At 61.2% G+C, this 14663-nt stretch carries 17 protein-coding genes and 4 pseudogenes; 11 read left to right on the top strand and 10 right to left on the bottom strand.

The annotated features are described in order from the left end of the window. Positions 1-114: 114 nt before the first annotated feature. Genes GKE73_RS07970 through GKE73_RS22960 form a run of 3 tightly spaced genes read left to right on the top strand, consistent with a single transcriptional unit; the run spans position 115 to position 2135 of the window. Complete coding sequence (locus GKE73_RS07970) at positions 115-1641, top strand: 2,4-dienoyl-CoA reductase FMN-binding domain-containing protein (protein WP_280954830.1); 1527 nt, start codon at positions 115-117, stop codon at positions 1639-1641. Continuing rightward, on the top strand, positions 1559-1786 hold the full coding sequence (locus GKE73_RS22965) for a hypothetical protein (protein WP_280954829.1): 228 nt from the start codon (positions 1559-1561) through the stop codon (positions 1784-1786). The genes GKE73_RS07970 and GKE73_RS22965 overlap by 83 nt, the downstream gene beginning before the upstream one ends. A 1-nt stretch (position 1787) precedes the next feature. Then, entirely contained in the window at positions 1788-2135 is a 348-nt protein-coding gene (locus GKE73_RS22960; RefSeq protein WP_312854399.1) for a 2,4-dienoyl-CoA reductase, read from the top strand. 72 nt (positions 2136-2207) lie between these two features. Here GKE73_RS22960 and GKE73_RS07965 read toward each other — a convergent pair whose 3' ends face one another. Beyond that, the gene (locus tag GKE73_RS07965; protein ID WP_230369664.1) at positions 2208-2684 is read right to left on the bottom strand and encodes a TlpA family protein disulfide reductase; all 477 of its coding nucleotides are present in this window, start codon (positions 2682-2684) and stop codon (positions 2208-2210) included. Between the two features lie 112 nt (positions 2685-2796). On the opposite strand from GKE73_RS07965, the gene GKE73_RS22955 reads away from it, so the two are divergent. The 6 genes and pseudogenes from GKE73_RS22955 (at position 2797) to GKE73_RS07940 (ending at position 7149) form a co-directional block, all read left to right on the top strand. Continuing rightward, entirely contained in the window at positions 2797-3231 is a 435-nt protein-coding gene (locus tag GKE73_RS22955; protein WP_280954828.1) for a PfkB family carbohydrate kinase, read from the top strand. 77 nt (positions 3232-3308) lie between these two features. Further along, positions 3309-3728 carry a PfkB family carbohydrate kinase gene (locus tag GKE73_RS22950; protein WP_280954827.1) on the top strand — a complete coding sequence of 140 codons (420 nt, stop codon included), beginning with the start codon at positions 3309-3311 and terminating at the stop codon, positions 3726-3728. A gap of 105 nt (positions 3729-3833) precedes the next feature. Further along, positions 3834-5124 (top strand): annotated as a pseudogene (gene gshA / locus GKE73_RS07955) (glutamate--cysteine ligase). After that, positions 5121-5669 carry a hypothetical protein gene (locus GKE73_RS07950; protein WP_230369663.1) on the top strand — a complete coding sequence of 183 codons (549 nt, stop codon included), beginning with the start codon at positions 5121-5123 and terminating at the stop codon, positions 5667-5669. Before gshA ends, GKE73_RS07950 begins: the two are co-directional and overlap by 4 nt. A gap of 70 nt (positions 5670-5739) precedes the next feature. Then, positions 5740-6684, top strand: coding sequence for a glutathione synthase (gene gshB / locus GKE73_RS07945; protein ID WP_230369662.1), 945 nt, complete (start codon positions 5740-5742; stop codon positions 6682-6684). 84 nt (positions 6685-6768) lie between these two features. After that, positions 6769-7149 carry a diacylglycerol kinase gene (locus GKE73_RS07940; protein WP_230369661.1) on the top strand — a complete coding sequence of 127 codons (381 nt, stop codon included), beginning with the start codon at positions 6769-6771 and terminating at the stop codon, positions 7147-7149. Positions 7150-7226: 77 nt separating this feature from the next. Here GKE73_RS07940 and GKE73_RS07935 read toward each other — a convergent pair whose 3' ends face one another. The 9 genes and pseudogenes from GKE73_RS07935 to GKE73_RS07895 all read right to left on the bottom strand — a co-directional run bounded on the left by GKE73_RS07935 (position 7227) and on the right by GKE73_RS07895 (position 13032). Beyond that, positions 7227-7610: a hypothetical protein gene (locus GKE73_RS07935; RefSeq protein WP_230369660.1), complete on the bottom strand. Its 384-nt coding sequence runs from the start codon at positions 7608-7610 to the stop codon at positions 7227-7229. A 340-nt stretch (positions 7611-7950) separates the two neighbouring features. Next, complete coding sequence (locus tag GKE73_RS26950; protein ID WP_230371438.1) at positions 7951-8553, bottom strand: topoisomerase DNA-binding C4 zinc finger domain-containing protein; 603 nt, start codon at positions 8551-8553, stop codon at positions 7951-7953. A 57-nt stretch (positions 8554-8610) separates the two neighbouring features. After that, positions 8611-9644: pseudogene (locus GKE73_RS26945) on the bottom strand (DNA topoisomerase); the annotation flags it as partial. Positions 9645-9706: 62 nt separating this feature from the next. Continuing rightward, positions 9707-9931: a hypothetical protein gene (locus GKE73_RS26940; protein WP_230369659.1), complete on the bottom strand. Its 225-nt coding sequence runs from the start codon at positions 9929-9931 to the stop codon at positions 9707-9709. Continuing rightward, on the bottom strand, positions 9901-10254 hold the full coding sequence (locus GKE73_RS26935; RefSeq protein WP_230369658.1) for a toprim domain-containing protein: 354 nt from the start codon (positions 10252-10254) through the stop codon (positions 9901-9903). Before GKE73_RS26935 ends, GKE73_RS26940 begins: the two co-directional genes overlap by 31 nt. 99 nt (positions 10255-10353) lie before the next feature. After that, positions 10354-10812, bottom strand: coding sequence for a Smg family protein (locus GKE73_RS07910; protein WP_230369657.1), 459 nt, complete (start codon positions 10810-10812; stop codon positions 10354-10356). A gap of 68 nt (positions 10813-10880) precedes the next feature. Next, positions 10881-11999: pseudogene (dprA, locus tag GKE73_RS07905) on the bottom strand (DNA-processing protein DprA). Next, the gene (locus GKE73_RS07900) at positions 11996-12475 is read right to left on the bottom strand and encodes a hypothetical protein (protein ID WP_230369656.1); all 480 of its coding nucleotides are present in this window, start codon (positions 12473-12475) and stop codon (positions 11996-11998) included. The pseudogene dprA and the gene GKE73_RS07900 overlap by 4 nt, the downstream one beginning before the upstream one ends. Before the next feature lie 17 nt (positions 12476-12492). Beyond that, the gene (locus GKE73_RS07895) at positions 12493-13032 is read right to left on the bottom strand and encodes a LysM peptidoglycan-binding domain-containing protein (RefSeq protein ID WP_230369655.1); all 540 of its coding nucleotides are present in this window, start codon (positions 13030-13032) and stop codon (positions 12493-12495) included. Between the two features lie 127 nt (positions 13033-13159). On the opposite strand from GKE73_RS07895, the gene def reads away from it, so the two are divergent. Further along, entirely contained in the window at positions 13160-13663 is a 504-nt protein-coding gene (def, locus tag GKE73_RS07890) for a peptide deformylase (RefSeq protein WP_230371437.1), read from the top strand. Positions 13664-13740: 77 nt separating this feature from the next. Further along, positions 13741-14658 (top strand): annotated as a pseudogene (fmt, locus tag GKE73_RS07885) (methionyl-tRNA formyltransferase). Positions 14659-14663: the final 5 nt, after the last annotated feature.

The raw sequence follows: 14663 nt of genomic DNA, 5'->3' as shown, positions 1-14663 counted from the left end.
GGATGTTGGACTGGGTTGAGTGCGCGTTGACAGCTTACTTACTAGTAAGTATCTTTGACGGCATAACCAAGCCGAAACCAAATCGGCAAAAAAACCAACACGAGGATGATACACATGGCTTACCCGCACCTGCTGGCTCCGCTGGATCTGGGCTTTACCACGCTGAAAAATCGCGTACTGATGGGCTCGATGCACACCGGGCTGGAAGAAGCGCCAGACGGCTTTGCCCGCATGGCGGCGTTTTATGCCGAACGGGCGCGTGGTGGCGTTGGCCTGATCGTTACCGGTGGGGTGGGGCCGAATGAGGAAGGCCGCGTGGTGGAGGGTGCGGCCATGCTGGCGGACGAGCGTGAGGTGCCGCACCACCGTGTGGTGACCGATGCTGTGCACGCGGCAGGCGGCAAGATTGCCATGCAGATTCTGCACACTGGGCGATACAGTTTTCAGGAGCAGCTGGTATCGGCTTCGCCGATTTGCGCGCCAATCAATGTCTACCGCCCGCGCGAAATGACGGAAGACGACATCTGGCGCACCATTGCCGACTTTGCCCGCTGTGCAAAACTGGCCCAGCAGGCGGGCTATGACGGCGTCGAGGTGATGGGCTCGGAAGGCTATCTGATCAACCAGTTCATCGCCCCGCATACCAACAAACGCCGCGATGGCTGGGGCGGCAGTTTTGCCAACCGCATCCGTTTTCCGCTGGAAGTGCTCAAGGCCGTACGCGCTGCCGTGGGTACGGATTTCATCATCATCTACCGGTTGTCGATGCTTGATCTGGTGCCGGATGGCAGCCGCTGGGATGAGGTGGTGGAGCTGGCGCAACAGGTGGAAAAAGCCAGCGCCACACTGATCAATACCGGCATCGGCTGGCATGAAGCACGCGTGCCCACCATCGCCACCAGCGTGCCGCGCGGCGGTTTTGCCCGGGTGACGCGCCAGTTGATGGGCAAGGTGAAGATTCCGCTGATCACCACCAACCGCATCAATACCCCGGAGGTGGCGGAGGAGATTCTGGCCAGCGGCGGCGCCGACATGGTGTCGATGGCACGGCCGTTTCTGGCCGACCCGGAGTTCGTCAACAAGGCGGCCGAGGGGCGCGCCGACGAGATCAATACCTGCATCGGCTGCAATCAGGCCTGCCTCGACCATATTTTCCGGGGCAAGATGAGTTCCTGTCTGGTCAACCCGCGTGCCTGCCACGAAACCGAGCTGAATTACACCGCCACGGCACAGCCAAAGAAACTGGCGGTGGTGGGGGCCGGGCCCGCCGGGCTGGCCTTTGCCACGATAGCCGCGCAGCGCGGGCATCAGGTGACGCTGTTTGATGCCGCCGCGCAGATCGGTGGCCAGTTCAATATCGCCAAGAAGATTCCGGGCAAGGAAGAATTTGCCGAAACCTTGCGTTACTTTGCGCGCCGCCTGCAATTGACCGGGGTGACGTTGCGGCTGGGGCAGCGGGTGCAGGCCGAGGATCTGCACGGCTTTGATGAAATCGTGCTGGCCACCGGTATTGCGCCGCGCCTAACCGGAGATTCCCGGCATCGAGCACCGCAAGGTGTTGAGTTATCTGGATGTGCTGCGCGACGGGCGCGAGGTTGGCCGAAAAGTCGCCATCATCGGTGCCGGAGGGATCGGCTTTGATACCGCCGAGTTCCTCACGCAGGACGGCCCGTCGGCATCGCTCGATCCGGCGGCATTCATGCACGAATGGGGCGTGGACATGACGCTGGCGCAACCCGGCGGGCTGGCCGCAGAGGGCGCGCAGCCGCTTAGCCAGTGCGCGTGAGGTGTATCTGTTGCAACGCAAGGCCAGCAAGGTGGGCGAGGGTCTGGGCAAGACCACCGGCTGGATTCACCGCGAAAGCCTGAAGAAGCGGCAGGTGCGCATGCTGTCGGGGGTGCAGTATCAGCGTATTGACGACGCTGGCTTGCATATCGTCATCAATGGTGAGGAGCGGCTGCTGGAGGTCGATACCATCGTGGTCTGCGCCGGGCAAAACCCGCTGCGCGAATTGCAGCCGCCGCTAGTGGCCGCGGGCAAAAACGTGCACCTGATCGGCGGTGCCGATGTGGCGGCCGAGCTGGATGCCAAGCGGGCGATTCAGCAGGGCGCGCGTCTGGCTGCAACCATCTGAACCGGCGGCTGGTGCGCGGTTATCCGGTTCGGCCAACCTTGTCACGCTCCGGCTGGTGTCGGAGCGTTTTCGTTACAGCCGTGCCGCGATGGCGCTGTGCAGCGTGCTTTCCGACACGCGCCCCAGCAGCCGTGCCGCCACGTTGCCGCGCCGGTCCAGCACCAGCGTATACGGCAGCCCGCCCGACGGGTTGCCGAGCGCGCGCATCAGCGTAGTGGTCTGGCTGTTGCCCAGCCAGATCGGGTAGTTGATGTTCAGCTGGCGCACAAAGTTGTTCACCTCCACCTTGTTGTCCAGCGCAATGCCCACCACCTCAACACCCTTGCCCGCCAGCCGCTGGCGCAGCGTGTTGAGCATGGGCATTTCCTCGCGGCACGGGCCGCACCAGGTGGCCCAGAAGTTGATGACGGTGACTTTGCCGCGTAGCGTCGACAATTGTGTCGGACTTTCTTGCAGATCGCTAAAGCGCGCGTCATCCAGCGGCGCCGCACGGGCTGGGAGCAGAGTCACGGCCAGCAAGGCCGCCGCAATCAGGGACAGAAACCGCATAATCAATGTCCGAATCAATGGTTGAGGGAAGGCATGGGCGCCGCCCGCGTTACCTGCCGGTGGGCGAGCGCTTCCATGCTAAAATCGGCGCTTCTATCCGGGGAGGAAAACCATGAGCATTCTGGTCTGCGGCACCATGGCGTACGATACGCTGTTTTCCTTCCACGGCCGCTTCGACAGCCAGATATTGCCCGATCAGCTGCACAAGATTTCCACCACCTTTCTTGCGCCCAGTATGCGGCGGGAATTTGGCGGCATGGCCGGTAACATTGCCTACAGCCTGTGCCTGCTGGGCGAGCGTCCCATCGTCATGGGCACAGTGGGCGATGATTTTGAACCGTATCGCCAGCACCTGCGCCGCGTCGGCGTGGACGACCGCTTCATTCGCCATATTCCCGGCCAGTTTACCTCGCAGTGCTTCGGCATTGCCGATCGCGACGGCAACCAGCTGATGGCTTTTCATCCCGGCGCGATGAATTTTGCCACAGACAACCATGTCGCCGACATCACGGCGCCGGTTCAGCTGGCGATTCTGTCCGCCGCCTAGCCACGCGGCGTTCCTGCAGCACTCGCGCGAGTTGGCCGAAGCTAAGCATTCCCTTTGTCTTTGATCCGGGGCAGGAGTTGCCGCTGCTGTCAGCCGACGAAATCCACCAGATCGTGGCGCGTGCCAGCTATGTCGCCATCAACGATTACGAAAGCGAGTTGCTGCGCGAACGTGCCGGTTTGACGGTACAGCAGTTGGCCGAACAGGTGACCGCGCTGGTGGTAACGCGCGGCGCGCAGGGGGCGGAAATTTATGCTGCGGGCGAGGTGTACCGTATCCCCGCCGCGCAGCCGGATGGCGCGCCGGTTGACCCGATGGGCTGTGGCGATGCCTTCCGCGCCAGGCTTGCTCTACGGCATCCGTCACGGGCTGGACTGGACCACCACCGGGCGGCTGGCCAACTTGCTGGGCGCCATCAAGGTGACGCAGCACGGTTGCCAGAATCACGTGCTGGAGGCCGACAGCTGGCAGCGCCAATACCGCGCCTCGTATGGTGAGGGACTGGCCACTGGCCGACTTGCCCGGCCAGCAGGCTTGAATCCCGCTGCATTTGCCACCATTTCAGCATATCCTGATACCGTACCATACCCACAGAGGTAGACATGACCGTCCCGCACCTGTCCACTGCGCTGTCTGGCCCGTTGCTTGAGCTGGAAAGCCGCATCCTCACGGCCCAGCCGCAAATCGAACACTGGTTCCGTAGCCAATGGCATAACCATGCCGCTCCGTTCTACGGTTCGGTCGACTTGCGCAACAGCGGTTTCAAGCTGGCACCGGTGGACATGAATCTGTTTCCCGGCGGGTTCAACAACCTGAACCCGGATTTCACCCCGCTGGCGGTGCAGGCCGCCCAGAGCGCGGTGGAAAAAGTCTGTCCCGAGGCCAAAAGCCTGCTGCTGATTCCGGAAAACCACACCCGTAATACCTTTTACCTGCAAAACGTCGCCTCGCTGGTGCACATCTTCGAACAGGCCGGTCTCAAGGTGCGCCTCGGCTCGCTCAACCCGGAAATCACCGCGCCGACCGAACTGACCACAGCACACGGCGATACCGTGCGGCTGGAACCGATCGAACGCCGTGGCAACCGTCTAGTGCTGGCCGATGGCTTCAACCCGTGCGTGGTGCTGCTCAACAACGACCTGTCGGCTTAAGCATTCCGGACCTGCTCAAGGGGCTGGAGCAAAACCTGTTGCCGCCGCTGCACGCCGGCTGGGCCGTGCGCCGCAAGAGCCAGCACTTTACCGCCTATGATCAGGTCGCCAAGGATTTTGCCCAGCTGATCTCCATCGACCCGTGGATGATCAATCCGTACTTTGCTACCTGCTCCGGGCTGGATTTCCGGGCGCGGCAGGGTGAGCAAGTGCTGGCCGACACCGTGTCGGACATGCTGGACAAGATTCGCGCCAAATACCGTGAACATGGCATCGAGCAAGAGCCGTTTGTCATCGTCAAGGCCGATGCTTAAGCACTTACGGCATGGGCGTGATGAGCGTGAAGAGCCCGGACGAAGTGGTTGGTCTCAATCGCAAGGCCCGCAACAAGATGTCGGTGGTGAAGGAAGGGCTGGAAGTCAGCGAAGTGATCGTGCAGGAAGGCGTGCACACCTTCGAAACCATCAACGAGGCCGTAGCCGAACCGGTGGTATACATGATGGACCGCTTCGTCATCGGCGGTTTCTACCGCGTGCACACTGGTCGTGGCGTGGATGAAAACCTCAACGCGCCCGGCATGCATTTCGTGCCGCTGTCGTTTGAAACCCATTGCCTGCCGGACCGCAAAGGCTCGCCGGATTGCGCGCCCAACCGTTTCTACGCCTACGGGGTGATTGCCCGTCTGGCGCTGCTCGCCGCCTCGCTCGAGCTGGAAAACACCGATCCGGATCGCGACGCATGAAATGGCGCTGGCTGAGCCTGCTGTGGCTCGCCGCGCCGGTGCTGGCCGGTGATGCGCTGACGCCGCAAACGTTGGCCGAACTGGTCAGCTGCACCTCGTTTGAACGTTATCAGGCCCTGCAGCCCGCGCTGCTGGACGTGGTGTTCGACAAGGGGCCGGACTGGATTCGCAAGAACACCGCAGCCAGTCAGCTGGGCGTGTATGTGTATGACCTGACCACGCCGATCACGGTGTTCGGCCAACCCGTACGGCTGGCGCTGCACAAGGAGTTTGTCTCCGTGCCGCTGGCAGATGGCGAAACGCTGGCCGCCGCAGCCAAGCGGCTGTCCCTCAAACGGGCGCCGATTGCCGTCACCGAGCAGTATTACCGTTTTACCGGCGAAGCCGGGCCGATGCTGTCGGCCTATGAAATCGCCGCCAACCCGCTGGCGCTGTTGCTGGGCGTGCCGGACAAAACAGCTTACCGCAGCGTTATCTGGGCTGTACTTATCAGCCGACCGACGAAGCCACCTTTTTGCAGGTGGCGCGCCGGGCCGACGCCATGATGCAACAGGCCCGCCACGACATGGACCGCATGATGCGTGACGAGCCGTCGCCAACCAAGGACTGAAAAGCATGCGCATCCTGTTCATCGCCGATCCGCTGGAACACTTCAAGATTTACAAGGACACCACCTTTGCCATGATGGAGGAGGCCGCCCGGCGCGGCCATGCGCTGTCGTTTGCCGAAGCGCGCGAACTGTCGGTGGAAGGTGGACGTTTGCTGGTGGACGCGCGCGGCGTCACCCTGACCGGCGAAAAAGCCGCGTGGTACAAGCTCTCCGACGTGCTGCGCCAGCCGCTGACGGCGTTCAACGCCATCGTCATGCGCAAGGACCCGCCGTTTGACATGGAATACCTGTACGCCTCGCAGCTGTTTACGTTGGCCGAAGCGGAGGGGGTGCCGGTGTTTACCAGCGGTCAGGCCCTGCGCGATTTCAACGAGAAGCTGGCCATTCTGCAATTTCCGGAATGGACGGCGCCGACGCTGATTACCGGCCAGGCGCACCGGCTGCGTGCCTTCGTCAAACAGCATCAGGATGTCATCCTCAAACCGCTGGACAGCATGGGCGGCGATAGCATTTTCCGCGTACGCCCGGATGACCCGAATCTGTCGGTGATTCTGGAAACCATCACCCAGCGCGAAAGCCGTACCGTCATGGCGCAGCGCTATATCCCGGAAATCCGCGATGGCGACAAACGTATTCTGGTGATTGACGGCAAGCCGGTGGATTACTGCCCGGCACGCATCCCCGCCGCGGGCGAAACGCGCGGCAATCTGGCGGCCGGTGGGCGCGGCGAGGCACGGCCGCTGACGGCACGCGACCGTGAAATTGCCGAAGCCATCGGTCCGGAATTGCGTCGCCGTGGCATCCTGCTGGCCGGGCTGGACGTGATCGGTAACTATCTGACCGAAGTCAACGTTACCAGCCCCACCTGCTTCCGCGAGATCATGGATCAGACCGAGCTGAATGTGGCGGGGCTGTATATCGATGCACTGGAGCGGGCGTGTGGCCAGTAACCGGCAAGCGTGGCGATTGCCACCCTGTTCGGCCAACCTGTGGCGACGTCAGGTGCGTCGTGGATTTCATGTTCTGGAACTGTCATGAGCAAGCTTGAGGAAAGCCCGTTCAAGGGTAAAACCGGGGTGTCCCGTCTGATCCACGCCTTTGGCTATTCGCTGGATGGCCTCAAGGCGGCGCTGCGTTACGAGGACGCCTTCCGCCAGCTGGTGTTGCTGGCGCTCGTCCTCATCCCGCTGGCGTTCATCATTCACGCCCAGCCGCTGGCGCGTGCGCTGCTGGTAGCCAGTTCGCTGGCGACGCTGATCATTGAGCTGCTCAATTCCGCCATCGAGGCCGCAGTCGATCACACCTCGCTGGAGCGCCATCCGCTGGCCAAGCGCGCCAAGGACATGGGCAGCGCCGCCCAGTTGCTCGGGCTGATCAATCTGGTGGCAGTGTGGAGTCTGGTCTTGCTTGGCTGAGAACGGCTGCGCCGCCAGCATGAAAAAAACCGTCGCGTGTTGCGACGGTTTTTTTATGGCGCGACGGGCGATGTGGCTTAACGGGCAACGCGCCGATACAGGAAGCCGGGAAATACCCGGATCATGCCGCGTTCGGCCTTGACCTGACTTTCCTCGCCCACCAGTTCCCAGCACGAATCGCTGGCAATCAGGTAGCGGTAGACCGGATAACCGGCGCTATAGAACAGCAATTCCCGGCAGCGAAAATCGTCCAGCGTTTGCAGCGGGCGTTGTTCCGGCACCGCCAGCATCATGGCGAGCGCCGTCTGGTCCATGTCTGCCAGTTGTTCGCGGTCTGCCACCAGCATGCCAAAAAACGCCACGAAGAACGCCACCGGCAGCATCAGCCAGCTTTCAAACATAAACGCCAGCAAAGCCAGTACGGCGCTGCCGGTAAATAAAAATCGACTGGTTACTTTCATCATGTTTCTCTAGATCAGTCGCGCGGGGCAAACTGTCGATCGGGGAAGAAGGTTCCCTGTGCCTGTTGCCTGTCTGTGGCAAGCCGGGGCAGACCGAATCATGCGCAGCGGCAAGGCCGCGTGTGAGAGCCGGGGTGCTCTGGAGGTTTTACGTGAGAGATGACACGTATTATAAGATTCATCTGGCCAGATTGTGCTAATAAAATCAGCAAGTTGGTCATGCCAGGTGCATGATCGGCCGGGTGTTGGCGATAAAAAACCACGCCCCCTTGCGGGAGCGTGGTGTTGGGCGAGCAGTGGCGCCGCGCTTATTCGCTATCCTTGCCTTCCGGCGGGGCAATCACCTCGCTGTAGCCGCATTCCTTCTGCGGGCACACTTTCTCCGTACCACGCCGTTTGGTGGTCTTGATGGTGAGAATGGGCCAACCGCATTTCGGGCAGGGCTCGGCCACTGGTGGGTTCCGGTGGCGTATTTGCACTTCGGATAGGTGTCGCAGCTATAGAACAGCTTGCCATAGCGGCTCTTGCGCTCGATCAGGTGGCCGGTCTTGCATTCCGGGCAGACCACACCGGTATCGCGCGGTTTTTCCAGTGGCTCGATGTGCTTGCACTTGGGGTAGTTGGCGCAGCCGATAAACTTGCCATAACGCCCCTTCTTGATGTGCAGCTCGCCGCCACAGTCCGGACACACCCGGCCTTCCACCACGGTGGGGGCTTCCGCTTCGGCGGCGGCCTGTTCGGCAGTTTCACCGATGTTGCGGGTGTAATCGCACTCCGGATAGCCGGTACAGGCGATGAAGCGGCCGCGTTTGCCAAACTTGATCGACAGCGGTTTGCCACATTTCGGGCAGGCTTCGTCCAGGCTTTCCGTGGTGACTTCAGCGCGCGAAATGCTTTCTTTTTCGGCAATCTGCTTGGAAAAACCCTTCCAGAACGCTTCCATCACCGGCACCCATTCGCGCTGGCCGCTGGCGATTTCATCCAGCTGGTTTTCCAGCTTGGCGGTGAAGTTGTAGTCCACGTACTGGGCAAAGTGCTCGGTCAGGAACTTGTTGACGATGTCGCCGGTATCGGTGGGCAAGAAGCGCTTCTTGTCCAGAATGACGTATTCGCGGTCTTTCAGCGTGGAGATGATACTGGCGTAGGTGGACGGGCGGCCAATGCCGTATTCTTCCAGCGCCTTCACCAGGCTGGCTTCGGAGAAGCGCGGCGGCGGCTGGGTGAAGTGCTGTTCGCCATACAGTTTGTCTACCGGCAGCGCATCGCCTTCTTCCAGCAGCGGCAGTTTGGCGTGATCTTCGTCTTCGGCGTCATCGACGTCTTCTTCGTACACGGCGAGGAAGTAAGCAAATACCAGTACCGGCCGCTGGCACGGAACATCGCTTCGCCCACGCTGATATCGACGCTGGTGGTGTCGAACTTGGCCGGTGCCATCTGGCAGGCCAGCGTCCGCTTCCAGATCATGTCGTACAGCTTGAACTGGTCGCTGGTGAGGAACGGTTTCACCGCTTCCGGCGTGCGCAGGATGGAGGTTGGCCGAATCGCCTCGTGCGCTTCCTGCGCGTTTTTGGATTTGTTCTTGTAGCTGACCGGCGCCTTGGGCAGACATGCCGGTTCGAATTTTTCGCTAATGTAGCCGCGGATTTCTTCGATGGCTTCATTGGCCAGCACCACGGCGTCAGTACGCATGTAGGTGATCAAGCCGACCGTGCCTTGGCCGATGTCCACGCCTTCGTATAGCTGCTGGGCGGTACGCATGGTGCGGTCGGTGGTCATGCCGAGCTTGCGCACGGCTTCCTGTTGCAGCGTGGAGGTGGTGAACGGAGCGGCTGGGCTGCGCGATTTCTTCTTTTTCTCGATCGCGGCAACTACGGCCGGTTGTTCGGCCAACCTTGTCAGGATATTGGCTTGCTCGGCTTCGTTCGGAATGTCGAACTGTTCCAGCTTTTTGCCTGCCAGCGTATGCAGCTTGGCGGAGAACTTGGTGCGGCCTTTGTGGCTGTCCAGATGCACCGACCAGTATTCCTGTTCCACGAACGCGCGAATCTCGTTTTCACGCTCGCAGATCAGGCGCAAGGCCGGGCTTTGCACGCGGCTTAAGCCGACAGGCCACGGCGGATTTTCTTCCACAGCAGCGGCGACAGGTTAAAGCCCACCAGATAATCCAGCGCCCGGCGTGCCTGTTGCGCGTCCACCAGATCCTGCGCCACCTCGCGCGGGTTCTGGATCGCTTCCAGCACCGCGTTCTTGGTGATTTCGTGGAATACCACGCGCTGCGCTGTCTTGTCTTTCAGCAGCTTCTTGCCGTTGAGAATCTGCACCAGATGCCGGAAATGGCTTCACCTTCGCGGTCCGGGTCAGTTGCCAGATAGACGTGGTCGGCCTCTTGCACGGCCTTGACGATAGCGTCGACGTGCTTGCTGTTGCGAGCAATCAATTGGTACTTCATGGCAAACCCTTTTTCCGGGTCTACCGCGCCGTTTTTGGGCACCAGATCGCGCACGTGGCCGTAGGAGGCCAGCACTTCAAAGTCCGGTCCCAGATATTTCTTCAGCGTTTTTGCCTTGGATGGCGATTCAACGATCAAGAGGCTGGTGGGCATGTTTTCGTTTCGATAGCGATGGCCCGCAAGCGAGGCCGACACATTGGGTATCCATCAAATAAAACAAGAGCGCAAGGTAGCGCTCTTGTTCGGTATTCGTCAGGGCGGGGATGGTAAGCCCGACTTCCCCCTGCTGACAAGTCATTGCATGGTCGGTTCGCCATGCACCGCGTCAAGAAGCTCCTCGCCGAGCAAAATCGGCAACTCGGCCTTCTGCGCCCACAACACCATCAGCGCCACCAGCTTGGTGGAACCGACGTTGATGTCGTCATCGGGCAATTCCAGCAGTCGATCCAGCACCATTTCCCGCTGTGCGGGCGAAAGCGCGCCATGGTCTTCCAGAAACTGGATCAGGCCGCGGACTTCCACCGGCAGGCGCTTGAGTTCGACGTCTGCATACACACGCATGCCATAAGCGTCATCCGCGGCGGCATAGATACTGCTGTCCAGATCGCAGATACCATCCAGCCAGTCCAGCGCGTCATTGATTTCTTCATCCTCAAAGTAAGCGGCTTCGAGCTGGCGCATCATGGTGTCGCGGTCACGACAGGCTTCCGGGTCCTGATACTGCTCAAATAAATAGGCTAATACGTCAAACATCCGTTCTTCTTCAATAAGGGCTGGACGACGGTGTGGCGATAACCCACCGTGTGCCACCTGCCGCTGCTTCAGGACAGGCGCTGAAAGCGGCCTCCGGGCAAGCTTGCCACGTGGCCGTCCAGTTCCAGCTCAAGCAGCATCGCGTAAAGCTCCCCCGCCGTCAACCCAAGCTGCTCGGCCAGCTCATCCGCGCTCACCGGATCAAAGCCGATGGCGGCCAGAAGTGTGGCATTTGCGCCCGCTGGTGGGCTTTCTGCTGGTGTTTGGTTCGCCGCCGGTTGCGGTATGGACCGTTCAGCCCCGGGCGGTGGCAGTTCCAGTAACTACCGACTTCATCCAGTACGTCGTCCACGGTTTCCACCAGTTTGGCGCCATCCTTGATCAGCCGGTGGCAGCCGCGAGCCTGCGGGTTGTGAATCGAGCCGGGAATCGCCATCACCTCCCGGCCGTTTTCGGCCGCCAGCCGCGCGGTGATGAGCGAGCCGGACTGCACATTGGCTTCCACCACTAGGCAACCCCGCGCCAGCCCGGCAATGATGCGGTTGCGGCGCGGAAAATGTTGTGCCAACGGTCCCAGCCCCAAGGCGAATTCCGACAGGATCAGGCCGTGTTCGGCCATGCGATGCGCCAGCGCACGGTTGCTGGCCGGGTAAACGCGGTCTATGCCGGTGCCGATCACGGCAATACTGGAGGCGTTACAAGACAGCGCCCCGTGGTGGGCGGCGGCATCGATGCCGCTGGCCAGCCCGCTGACGATGGTATAGCCGTGTTCGGCCAACTGCTGGGCAAACGCTTGGGCGCAGCTGGTGCTTAGGCAGGTGTGGCGTTGCGGCTGCCAACGATGGCCAGCATGGGGCGGGCCAGCAATTCGCGGCGGCCACGGGCAAACAGCAGGGGAGGCGGTGCATCGGCTTCGGCCAACTGTGCCGGATAGTCATCATCCAGCAGTGTCAGCAAGTGGCAGCCATTCCCCTCGGCCCGGTGAGCGCCGCCTCGACAGCAGGCTGCGCGGCACGCTGCTGCAGGGCCCGGGCAGCGGCTTTTCCGATCAGTGGTTCCAGCTGGCCAGCGCGTGCCCCGACGGCACACGTGGCATCACCAAAATGCCGGATCAGCTTGAGGAAGCCCACCGGGCCGATGCCCGGCGTCAGGGCTACTTGCAGCCAGTCGGCCAGCGCTGCGCTCATTCCGCCTCGGGCGGAGCGATGGTGTCGCCGATGCTGACCGGCAGCGAGCTGTTGAGTACCAGCGCGTACGACACACGGTCAAATACGCGGTAGACAAACAGCTTGCCGGAGTTCTCCATCGGCAGCGCGGCCTTGCGGGTGCGGCCATCGGCCGTCTTGAATTCGATCAGGTTGCCTTTGCGGAAGATGCCAAAGACGTGGCCGACCTCGACACCGTCACGCTGACCGCGGTTGATGACTACGTTGGAGTATTCCGCCGCACTGTTCACGCCGTTGTAAATGGAGATGATCTTGCCCTTGATCTCGCTTTCCGGCTCGTGGGGCACGTAGCTGACGAACAGGGCCTTGGGCGCCTTGATCAGGCGGTCGCCAATCTGGATTTCTTCGGCAATGCGGCTGACGTGCAGCGACTGGATGTCGTCGCCCATCTTGTCTACCTGCAAATCGCCGCCATAGATTACTTCAAAGCCCAGCACCTCTTTGGTATCCGGGTCTACCAGCGGGCGGTTGGGGCGGTAGGCCTGCCGGTGCCACCTTCGTTCAGCCCGACGGCATAGGCGCGGTCGCCCGGGCCGACGGCTACGCGGTCGTCCGGCCCGGCAACCAGAGAGGGGGCTTTGTTGAAGTCGGAAAGCTCAACCACCAGCGGGCGTGTCAGGAACGGTTCGATGGCGGCGGCGGGAATACTGGGGACGGCATCGTCCAGTGCTTCGCTGCGAACGCCCGGCGACAGTTTTACCGTGCGCGACAGATTTCTTTCCAGCGACAAGCGTGGCTGGCCGTTGACGTAGTGCAGCACCAGCACGTCGCCCGGGTAGATCCAGTGCGGATTCTTGACCTGGCTGCGGTTCATGTTCCACAGCCGCGGCCATTTCCATGGGCTTTTCAGGAAGCGCCCGGAAATTCCCCACAGGGTGTCGCCTTTGACGACCACATAGCGGTGCGGCGCATCTTGCCGCAGGGTTAACGTGTCGGAAAATGCCGGAGAGGCCAGACCCAGAGCCAGCGCAAGCGATATAATACTTTTACGCATGAAAAGTGCCCCAATATTTGGAGAAACGGCGGTCAGTTAAGGCGTGGCCGTTTCATGAATGAACATCTGTCAGTGGGCTATTATCAGCGTGCTGATGACATACGACAACTTGGAGCGACAGATAGCGATGGCGCTACTGAATATTTTGCATTACCCCGACGAGCGTTTGCATACCGTGGCGACGGCAATCGACACCTTTGACGAGGCGTTGCAGCAGCGCATCGAGGACATGTTCGAGACCATGTACGAAGCCAAGGGCATTGGTCTGGCGGCGACACAGGTGAACTATCACAAACGTCTGGTGGTGATGGATCTGTCCGAAGAAAAAGACGAGCGCCGCGTGTTCATCAACCCGGAGATTCTGGAAAAAGACGGTGAAACCGTCTATGAGGAAGGGTGCCTGTCGGTGCCGGGCGTGTATGAGAAAGTGACTCGCGCCGAGCGCGTCAAGGTGCGTGCACAAGGTAGCGATGGCACGCCGTTCGAGCTGGAGGCCGATGGTTTGCTGGCAATTTGCATCCAGCATGAAATCGACCATCTGGACGGCAAGGTGTTTGTCGAATATTTGTCGGAACTGAAACAGAACCGCATCAAGTCGAAGCTGAAAAAACGCGAGAAACAGAATATCTGATCGGCGTGGCCGACGGGTGCGTGGCCCGGTTGCCGTGCGGCTATGGGCATCACTCATTTAACTTCTACAGGTTGTCGATGAAACTGATTTTTGCCGGTACGCCGGACTTTGCCGCCGCCGCCCTGACGGCGCTGATTGCCGCTTAGCCATGATATTGCGCTGGTACTGACCCAGCCTGACCGCCCGGCCGGGCGCGGCATGAAACTCAAGCCCAGCCCGGTGAAGGAGGTGGCGCTGGCACACGGGTTGCGCGTGGAGCAACCGGTGACGCTGAAAGAGCCGGAAACGCAGGCGATGTTGGCCGAAGTGGGCGCCGAGGTGATGGTTGTGGCGGCGTATGGCCTGCTGTTGCCCAAAGCCGTGCTGGATATTCCGGCACGCGGTTGTCTGAATATTCATGCCTCGTTGCTGCCGCGCTGGCGTGGTGCGGCGCCGATCCAGCGCGCCTTGCTGGCTGGTGATACGCAGACCGGCATTACCATCATGCAGATGGACGTGGGGCTGGATACCGGCGACATGCTGTCGGTGCATCCGCTGGCGATTGCCGAAACGGATACCGCTGGCAGCTTGCATGACAAGTTGGCCGAAACCGGCGCTGCCGCCATCGTCGAGACGCTCAAGCAACTGGGTGGTTTGTTGCCGGTGAAGCAGCCAGCCAGTGGCGTCACCTATGCGCACAAGCTGACCAAGGCGGAAGCGGAAATCAACTGGAGCCTGCTTACCACCGAGATCGTGCGGGCCATCCGCGCCTATAACCCGGTGCCCGGTGCCTTTACCCGGCTGCATGGCGAGCCGCTCAAAATCTGGCTGGCGAGTGCGCGTGCCGGTTCGGCCAACCCCGGTGAAGTGATTGCCGCCGATGCCGATGGCGTGGTGGTGGGCAGTGGCGATGGCCTGGTGGTGGTAACGCAATTGCAGCTGGCGGCAAGCGCTTGTCGGCACGTGATTTTGCGGCGGGCCGCAGTGGCGTGGTGGGCGTGGCGCTGGGGCAGTAACCCGT

This window comes from Paludibacterium denitrificans, from assembly GCF_009707705.1.
Classification (GTDB): Bacteria; Pseudomonadota; Gammaproteobacteria; order Burkholderiales; family Chromobacteriaceae; genus Paludibacterium_A; species Paludibacterium_A denitrificans.
This window is presented reverse-complemented; position numbering and strand designations above follow the sequence as displayed.

Excerpts from the sequence above, each read along its gene's own strand:
- GKE73_RS07965 (WP_230369664.1), bottom strand. The coding sequence starts at position 2,684 with ATGCGGTTTCTGTCCCTGATTGCGGCGGCCTTGCTGGCCGTGACTCTG.
- GKE73_RS22955 (WP_280954828.1), top strand. The coding sequence starts at position 2,797 with ATGAGCATTCTGGTCTGCGGCACCATGGCGTACGATACGCTGTTTTCC.
- GKE73_RS07910 (WP_230369657.1), bottom strand. The coding sequence starts at position 10,812 with ATGTTTGACGTATTAGCCTATTTATTTGAGCAGTATCAGGACCCGGAA.
- GKE73_RS07970 (WP_280954830.1), top strand. The coding sequence starts at position 115 with ATGGCTTACCCGCACCTGCTGGCTCCGCTGGATCTGGGCTTTACCACG.
- def (WP_230371437.1), top strand. The coding sequence starts at position 13,160 with ATGGCGCTACTGAATATTTTGCATTACCCCGACGAGCGTTTGCATACC.
- GKE73_RS07895 (WP_230369655.1), bottom strand. The coding sequence starts at position 13,032 with ATGCGTAAAAGTATTATATCGCTTGCGCTGGCTCTGGGTCTGGCCTCT.
- gshB (WP_230369662.1), top strand. The coding sequence starts at position 5,740 with ATGCGCATCCTGTTCATCGCCGATCCGCTGGAACACTTCAAGATTTAC.
- GKE73_RS07950 (WP_230369663.1), top strand. The coding sequence starts at position 5,121 with ATGAAATGGCGCTGGCTGAGCCTGCTGTGGCTCGCCGCGCCGGTGCTG.
- GKE73_RS07940 (WP_230369661.1), top strand. The coding sequence starts at position 6,769 with ATGAGCAAGCTTGAGGAAAGCCCGTTCAAGGGTAAAACCGGGGTGTCC.
- GKE73_RS07935 (WP_230369660.1), bottom strand. The coding sequence starts at position 7,610 with ATGAAAGTAACCAGTCGATTTTTATTTACCGGCAGCGCCGTACTGGCT.
- GKE73_RS26950 (WP_230371438.1), bottom strand. The coding sequence starts at position 8,553 with ATGGAAGCGTTCTGGAAGGGTTTTTCCAAGCAGATTGCCGAAAAAGAA.